Annotated in this window: 6 protein-coding genes and 1 pseudogene; 3 read left to right on the top strand and 4 right to left on the bottom strand. The window is 47.2% G+C overall.

The features are described 5' to 3' along the window. Positions 1 to 136, top strand: a pseudogene (locus RMO84_RS21430) (glycosyltransferase family 2 protein); the annotation flags it as partial. A gap of 41 nt (positions 137 to 177) precedes the next feature. Here RMO84_RS21430 and RMO84_RS20030 read toward each other — a convergent pair. The 4 genes from RMO84_RS20030 to RMO84_RS20015 all read right to left on the bottom strand — a co-directional run bounded on the left by RMO84_RS20030 (position 178) and on the right by RMO84_RS20015 (position 5,409). Then, entirely contained in the window at positions 178 to 1,299 is a 1,122-nt protein-coding gene (locus tag RMO84_RS20030) for a glycosyltransferase family 4 protein (protein WP_310490201.1), read from the bottom strand. Between the two features lie 261 nt (positions 1,300 to 1,560). Beyond that, positions 1,561 to 2,517: a hypothetical protein gene (locus RMO84_RS20025; protein WP_310490200.1), complete on the bottom strand. Its 957-nt coding sequence runs from the start codon at positions 2,515 to 2,517 to the stop codon at positions 1,561 to 1,563. Beyond that, positions 2,498 to 3,667: a glycosyltransferase family 4 protein gene (locus tag RMO84_RS20020; RefSeq protein ID WP_310490199.1), complete on the bottom strand. Its 1,170-nt coding sequence runs from the start codon at positions 3,665 to 3,667 to the stop codon at positions 2,498 to 2,500. Before RMO84_RS20020 ends, RMO84_RS20025 begins: the two co-directional genes overlap by 20 nt. A 284-nt stretch (positions 3,668 to 3,951) precedes the next feature. Further along, positions 3,952 to 5,409, bottom strand: coding sequence for a DUF4832 domain-containing protein (locus tag RMO84_RS20015; RefSeq protein ID WP_310490198.1), 1,458 nt, complete (start codon positions 5,407 to 5,409; stop codon positions 3,952 to 3,954). 127 nt (positions 5,410 to 5,536) lie between these two features. Between RMO84_RS20015 and RMO84_RS20010 the strand changes: the two genes are divergently transcribed. Both RMO84_RS20010 and RMO84_RS20005 read left to right on the top strand, forming a co-directional pair. Continuing rightward, positions 5,537 to 6,163, top strand: coding sequence for a hypothetical protein (locus tag RMO84_RS20010; protein ID WP_310490197.1), 627 nt, complete (start codon positions 5,537 to 5,539; stop codon positions 6,161 to 6,163). A gap of 526 nt (positions 6,164 to 6,689) precedes the next feature. After that, positions 6,690 to 7,555 (top strand): hypothetical protein (locus tag RMO84_RS20005; RefSeq protein WP_310490196.1); only part of this gene is annotated, 866 nt, incomplete at its 3' end.

Here is a 7,555-nt window from a genome sequence, read left to right as displayed (position 1 = left end):
CATCGTCAATTTTCTGTTCAATATTCTTCACGTTAATGAATATTTAGCGAAATTAATTGCGATCGCCATCATCACGTTCTGGAATTTTTGGTTTAATTTGAAACTGAGTTGGCGAGTTACGGATGTGGATAAATAAGCGGGGAGCGAGGAGCGGGGAGATCCCATCCAACTTAGGTGCTACTTTTTGCTGGTAACTCGCCGTTTGCGCGCAATGACTCGATCGATTGCTTCTTGCCAGATCCCCATCACTCGTTCTACGCCAAATCGATCGAGGACTTGGGGCGCAGCTTGGGCTAATTGCTGGCGTTTAACTGGATCGGACATCAAGGCTTCCAATCCTGCTGATAGTGCATCGATATCTTCGGTTTTTACCAAAACTCCATTGACCCCATCTTCAATAATGTCGCGAGGGCCGCTCAGGCAGTCAGCCGCCAGCACGGGCAAACCACAAGCCATCGCCTCGCACAAGGCCATCGGAAAGCCCTCAAAGCGCGACGGCATCACGAATAAATCGGCTTGATGCAGATATTCTGGGACATTGGTGACTAAACCGGGCAGGTGGACGCGATCGATTAATTGTAACTGCGAGCGTAATGCTTCTAATTCCGCTCGCATTGGCCCTTCGCCGAGGATGACGATCTGCCAGTCGGGGTATTTGGCGTGGATGCGAGCGAAGGCTTGGAGTAAGAGATCGAAACCTTTTTGCGGATGGAGTCTGCCGATAGCGATGAGACTGGGTTTAGCAACTAATTGCGCCGTTGCTACTGCTGGCGGGGGTGTCGTCACCGGATTGGGCATGACGATCGTCCGATAACCCCGTGCGGCTGGATAAAATGGCAGCGCATTTTGAGTCAAAACAGTAACTAAATCGGCATAGCGATAAGTGACCTTCATAATAAATTGCCAAATTTTATTGGCATCATTAGATCCAGGATAGATATGCTCGCTGACAATCGTCGGAATCTGTGTCTGGAGACAGGCGAGGATCGTATACACATTCACCGCATTCATGAAACTGATGACTACATCCGGCTGACTGGCTAGGATCTCTCGTCTCAACACTTTTACCCGCTGCCAGGTATTGCCCAGAGCCGCGATCGCATTGGCCGAATCACCAGCAATATCTAGCGATTTGAGCTTAATGCGCGGATCTAACGGATAAAATGATGGCTTGGTGGGGGCGACGAGCATAATCAAAGTTATCTCCCAACCCTGAGCGACCCAGTAGTTGGCCACGATCGACATCACCCGTTCGGCACCGCCACCGCTGAGTCCATAAATAACTAAAGTAACTTTCATGAGGCGTAATTACCATCGTAGTTAAATGCGAACGATTCGATCTGGCGATCTCTGGTTGCTCGTTTGCTCACGATTATTCTAACAGCTTACCGATCTTTCAAAATTAGTTTTCAGATTTGCAGCGGTAAAAAAGTAGCACACTTAATCTACCAACGCACAATATTATGGTTAAACATCTAAACATCGCTCTGCTTATTGAGTGTTTTTCTCAATATCTAGATCTGAATAATTCGATCGAACACCTGGAACTACATAGCCCAATTATCGAGAATCTACACAAGCAGTATAACGATCGTCATTCGAGATAATAAAGTCGATATGATGCATACCGATCCGATTGTGTGACATAGTTCCTAACTTGAATAGATATGCCCGCTCGGTTTGAATTGGCGATTCTAGGTAATCATCTATGGTTAATTTTTCGATTTCAATTGCGCGTACGTTATATCCATAAGTAACTGTACAATCTTGAGCAAACCGGAAGAGTCGATTTTCGATCTGCTGGATGCGGCCTGCGGGTCTAGAAACCTCCAAACTGTCGCTGACAATTGGACTTTGGGGATGTTCGTACCAATCACCGTCTGGTCGATCGGCAGAGTATAGTCTTAAGGTATTGCAAGCTGCTCCCTCTGTGGGTTCGACCCCGACAAATAGCCACCATCGCCCGTTAAAGTTCACAATTGATGCATCGACGAACCGACTGCCAACTAAAATTTCGGTGACGAATTCCCACCGATCTGGAAATCTGCTGGCTCGATATAGTCTCACTGAATTTGCTTCACATGATTCGGGAATCATGTACCAGTTAGCTTCAAATTGAAATACATAGGGATAGGAAAGATGAAATTTTTCCGATAAAATAATTTGCTGATATTGCCAATGATAACCATCCTGACTGCGAGCAAAAGCAATTTCACCTTTCTGTTGTCGATGATTGAAAATTTCAAAAAACAAGAACCAATTATCTAGCTCGCGGACGAGGAAAGGATCGGCGACAAAAGATGTTAACGCATCGGTGACATCTTTCCTACCGATCGCTGGATTGACGATCGTTGTTGCTGGCAACAATCCAGTCAGCTCTTTGCCCTCATAAATAGAGATCGACCAATTTGATTGCCGATCGATCCACAGTAATCGATTTGCTAATTGAATGGGTAAGTAACAGACTAGATAATTGTAAACAGCGACAATCCGAGATTTAATTTTTGATAAGCGCATTTAATCGATCGATAACATGATGGTGAGCAGCAATGCGAGGACGACGATACTGGCGATCGTAGATCGATTTGTCGATCGCCTCTGTCCACAGCTGGGCAATCCGTTCTAGTCCAAATCGATCGAGGACTTGGGGGGCATTTTGAGCTAGGTATTGACGTTTAGCCGGATCGGACATCAAGGCATCCAAACCTGCTGCCAGCGCATCAACATCTTCTGGCGGTACCAAGATGCCATTAACCCCATCCTCAATAATATCGCGGGGGCCGCTCAAACAGTCGGCAGCCAGCACGGGCACACCACAAGCCATCGCCTCGCACAAAGCCATGGGAAAACCTTCGACGCGAGAAGGCAGCACGAATAAATCGGCTTGATACAGGTAATCCGGTACATTTTGGACGGCACCAGGCAGGTGTACGCAATCTGTCAATTGTAGTTGCGATCGTAAATCTTCTAATTCCGCTCGGATGGCACCCTCACCGAGAATCGTTAACTGCCAATCGGGGTAGCGATCGCGAATTTGATGGAAAGCTCTGAGCAACAGATCGAAACCTTTGCGCGGATCGAGTCTGCCGACTGCGATTAAGCTATGTACGGGTAATAATCGCGGCGTCGGGACTGCTGGTGGTGGACTGAGGACGGGATTGGGCAGGACAATCGTCCGATACCCTTGGGTTGCGGGGTAGAACGGTACGGCATTCTGAGTGAGGACGGCAATCCGATCGGCATAGCGATAAAACCATTTCATCAGGAGTTGCCAGATTTTGTTGGCATCTGTAGCTCCAGGATAAGTATGCTCGCCAACAATGGTCGGAATATCTAAATTCCAGCCAGCCAGAATCGCATAGACATTCACCGCAGTCATAAAACTAATGACGACATCAGGTTTGTCGGCGATAATTTCCCGTCGCAAGCGCATTACCCGCTGCCAAGTATGATAGATGGCCGTGAGCCAATTGGCTGAGCTTTTTGCCAGTCCTAGCGATTTGAGCTGGATGCGCGGATCTAGTGGATAAAAACACGATTGAGTAGCATCGACTAACATCATCAAAGTTACTTCCCATCCCCGTTCGACCCAGTAGTTAGCCAAAATTGACATCACACGTTCGGCACCACCACCGCTGAGTCCATAAATAACTAAAGTAACTTTCATTAATCCTAATACTGCCAATGATGATGTCTGGGCGAGCTAGTAAATTGATTGTAGACAACTACCGATGAAAATCTATGTGATAAAATATACCCAAAATCACGATCGAGTAATTTGGCTCAACCTGCTGGTGAGTCTGCTTCGAGGCTAAAATCTACCCCTACTTATAGTACCCAAAAGTTACAGATCGATCGCGCTGACGATCGCCAAATTACCGCGCGGCGATCGAATTCGATCGCCGCGCCAAATCTGACACCATCACCATCCAGATCGGATCTCACTGCCGTCTATTTTGCCAATCGCACCGTTCTCCGGAGCGAGTTAAATCCGGTTTTGGCTTCCCACGTTTGTTCGTTCGCCAAGCGAATCGCGTACTCTGGCCGGTTGGCTAGCTTGGGCATCGGATCGGGGAGCTGCAACAACAGTTCGTAGACTCCAGGCTGGGCAGTTCGCGGCACTTTAGCGCGCACATCGACCGAAATTTCCCCAACTTGTGGCAGCCAGAAGCGCGGATCGTGAGTTTTACTCAGCGATTTGAGGATCGGGAGGCGATAGGTTTTTCCAGTTTGCTGATGGCGCAAAATTAATTCTAAGCCTCGCGGGTTATAGGGACTGGCATAACCGACATTTTTGATGACGAAATTACCACTTAACTCGCGGGCGGATGATACTTGGGCGGGGAAACTCGATCGTACTAATTGCAAGCGATAGCCCAAATTTTTGGTAATGCGATCGTAACAGCCTTCTTGCCGCCAGCGATCGAGTTCGGGCTTGTAGAAAGTGACATTTAGATAACTCCAATGATATCTGGCTAAATCGGCCTCTGCTGTCGGACAATCACTGCGGCGTTCGGCGAGCGTAACATCACAAGTTTCCCCACCAACCGCCACAAATGGCGTAAATTTGCTAGTGTAATTTTTAAGTGCGGCTAAATCGGGTTTATAAGTCCCAGCATCAGATTGATTGGCTAAAAAGCAGTCATTATGAAAGCCGACACGCGCTTGACGATTGCCCCGAAAGGCATCGGCAAGCGTCAGCGATTGGGGATAGTTATTCCTAATATCGCCAGGATAACGAAGCTGAACCATTCGACTGGTGGGTGTCGCCGCTAGCAGTGCTGCTAAAATTTTGGCTTTGGGTTGCGGTTGTGCGAGTCCATTGCCAGAACCATGCCACTCTCCCCACGCACCGATAAAACCCGCTTGCACGACCGCGATCGCATCGGCATTTTGCTGGAGAATAGGCTTGAGCTGAGTGATGTGAGCGATCGTCAAACCGAGACTAGCATCTGGAGCTTTCTCAAGGTCGTCGTTGCCAGTAGGAAAGTTATAAGCAAATCGGATGACAACTTTAATTCCGGCTGCCCGCACTAGTTGAAATTGACGATTTAACTGGGCTAAAAATGCTGGGGGTAGCGGTCGATCGCGATATTCATCCAAGCGAATATAGGCTCTGGATAAGCTATAACCATTGCGGCGAGCATCACTAAAATCTCGACCGCTCATCAATTCAATATTATTATGAAATCCCCGTTCTGGATTGAGAAATTCAGCTGTAGTTGGCTCATAAGTAACGATCGACTGGGAATTGACAGCCGGTCTACTCTTGGTCAGCCGCAGATCGGCACTTGGCCGGACATCGGGATTTTCCTTGGAAGATAAAGCGATCTCAGAATTACGCATACAACCGAGCAGTATCGTTGACATACAGCCGATCGTCCACAGACAAGAAGTATAGCGGTTCATGTTCGGTAATTACTTTTAATGTATGGCAGTTCGCTGGTTGGGCTGCCGAACGAATGCACGAGCGACTAGTTATAACTCTTCAGCAAGTACTAAGGCTGAGCTGAATATTGCGTAGTGCTTAGCATTTATGGTACTGTCTTATACTGATTCTGACTATACCCGCTGTCGAGTTGCCTCAAAGTTTTACCTTAATTTAAATGATAAGGTTTCGCCCATGATTGCTTCCTATGCCGACTATTTAGCTTATTTGGAAGCAGATCGGATTGCGATGGGTCGTTCGCGCCAGCCGCCGCGACTGTTAATTCAAGATCCGACTTGGTATTATCAACGCCTATTGCGCAAGCATGAACTTTATACCAACTGTCGTAAATCAATCTGGTGGTTGCCGTTACGCAAGTGGGTGATGTATCGCTATCTTTCGGTTTCACTGCTGGTCGGATTTCAGATTCCGCCGAATACGATCGGGCCAGGATTGGATCTGGTGCATACTGGCGATATCCTCGTCAATGATACAGTCCGCATCGGCAGCAATCTCCGGATGAACATCGGCGTGACGATCGGCAAGGGGCCACAGATCGGCTCCCATGTAACGATCGAGCCTGGTGCCAAAATATTTGGCGAGATTACGATCGCCGACTGGACTCATATTGGAGCCAATGCTGTCTTAAATAAGTCTGTTACGGAGCCAGGGATGGTGGTCGTCGGCGTGCCAGCGCGGATCGTGAAGCCGAACCCGCTCTATCCCGGGCATTAATTAGGGTTGGGCTGGGAGTACTCCCAGCGACCTGCTACTGTTGACGTGGCAGCAACTGCCGTGGCCGCATTGACATCCTCCACATCGCCAAATCGTTGACCTTTGGTCTACCGGAGGTAATCGCCAAACAGTGCCGACGTTAGTTTCGCGATCGAATCGGGCATGATGAGTTTATCCGTTCGATTGCCACAATATTCGCATTTATCTCAATGCTAGTAATTCATAGCGGCGATGCCAGCCAAAATCGAGCTGTGCAGGTATACTCAATTACGCTGAGATCGAGCTACTTATATTCCCCAGCTCTACAACATCTAGCTCACAACCCTTTTGATTAGATAGTTTAGCTGATGTTAGCCGCACAATAGATCGGCTAAGATCGCAGAGGATAGCACATCCCACACCGCCTAAATTAATTTCAACTATTTCTGAGGTCGGCTATTCTTCTGATTAAAATTACCAGTTCATCATCTCGGTCAACCAAGATTTTTAGCAGAAGACGCGATCGAATTAATTATTTATAGATACTATGTCAGCCAAGTTAATCGAACAATTTGCCGAACCGAGAAACAAGACGAGAATCTTCTTAGATCGGTATCAGTATGTTTTATCAATTATTACTGCTTTTTTGTTCTTTTCTGATTTTCCGGACTGGGTGCTAGCAGCACCGATCGTCCCGATCAATCCCTTGAGCTGGATTATGGTATTTGCAGTGTTAGCGTTACCTTTTTACAAAAAATTAGCTAATCTTCCTAAGCCATTAATTATCTGGATGTTATTTTACATCGGTATTTCGATCCTGTCCTTGATGACAGTTAGTGCTGACGAAATATCATTTACAGATTTTCGCTCTAAAGTTTTATCCGTATTATTTATCGCGCTGATGTATGTCATCTTTCAGCAGCGATCGGTAAATCAAGTCAAATGTACGATCTTATTTGTCTTATTCATGAGTGTCTGCAATAACATCCTGGAGTTATTAAGCCCCAGAATGTTTTCAGAGTTAAACGTCGGTCGTCCTGCCGGATTTTATATCGATCCCAATAAAACTGGTTGCGCGTTGATGCTGATGATGTTGCTCGGTGTCACGATCGTCAAAAAGCCCTATCGCTGGATTATTTTACTCGTCGCTGCAGTCGGGATTCTGGCGACATTTTCTAGAGGAGCGATTATCGGTTGGTTGATTTGCACGCTCTTACTCATCATCGGTCGCGTCGTGTGCGACAATCGGCGCAAAGTCATCGCCCCGATTGCGATCTTTGTCGTCCTGTTGGTATCGCTCAATCCGCTTCAGGCATTGACCGACTATTTTAAAGGCGACCCAACTGGGGCTAACTGGGATATTGTCAATCGCCTAGAAGAGTTTCAAAACCCCTCGCTCAAGGAAGATTCAGC

Source organism: Chamaesiphon sp. VAR_69_metabat_338, assembly GCF_031423935.1.
Classification (GTDB): domain Bacteria; phylum Cyanobacteriota; class Cyanobacteriia; order Cyanobacteriales; family Chamaesiphonaceae; genus Chamaesiphon.
Note: the sequence above shows the minus strand (reverse complement) of the source record. Positions and strands in the feature narration are given on the sequence as shown.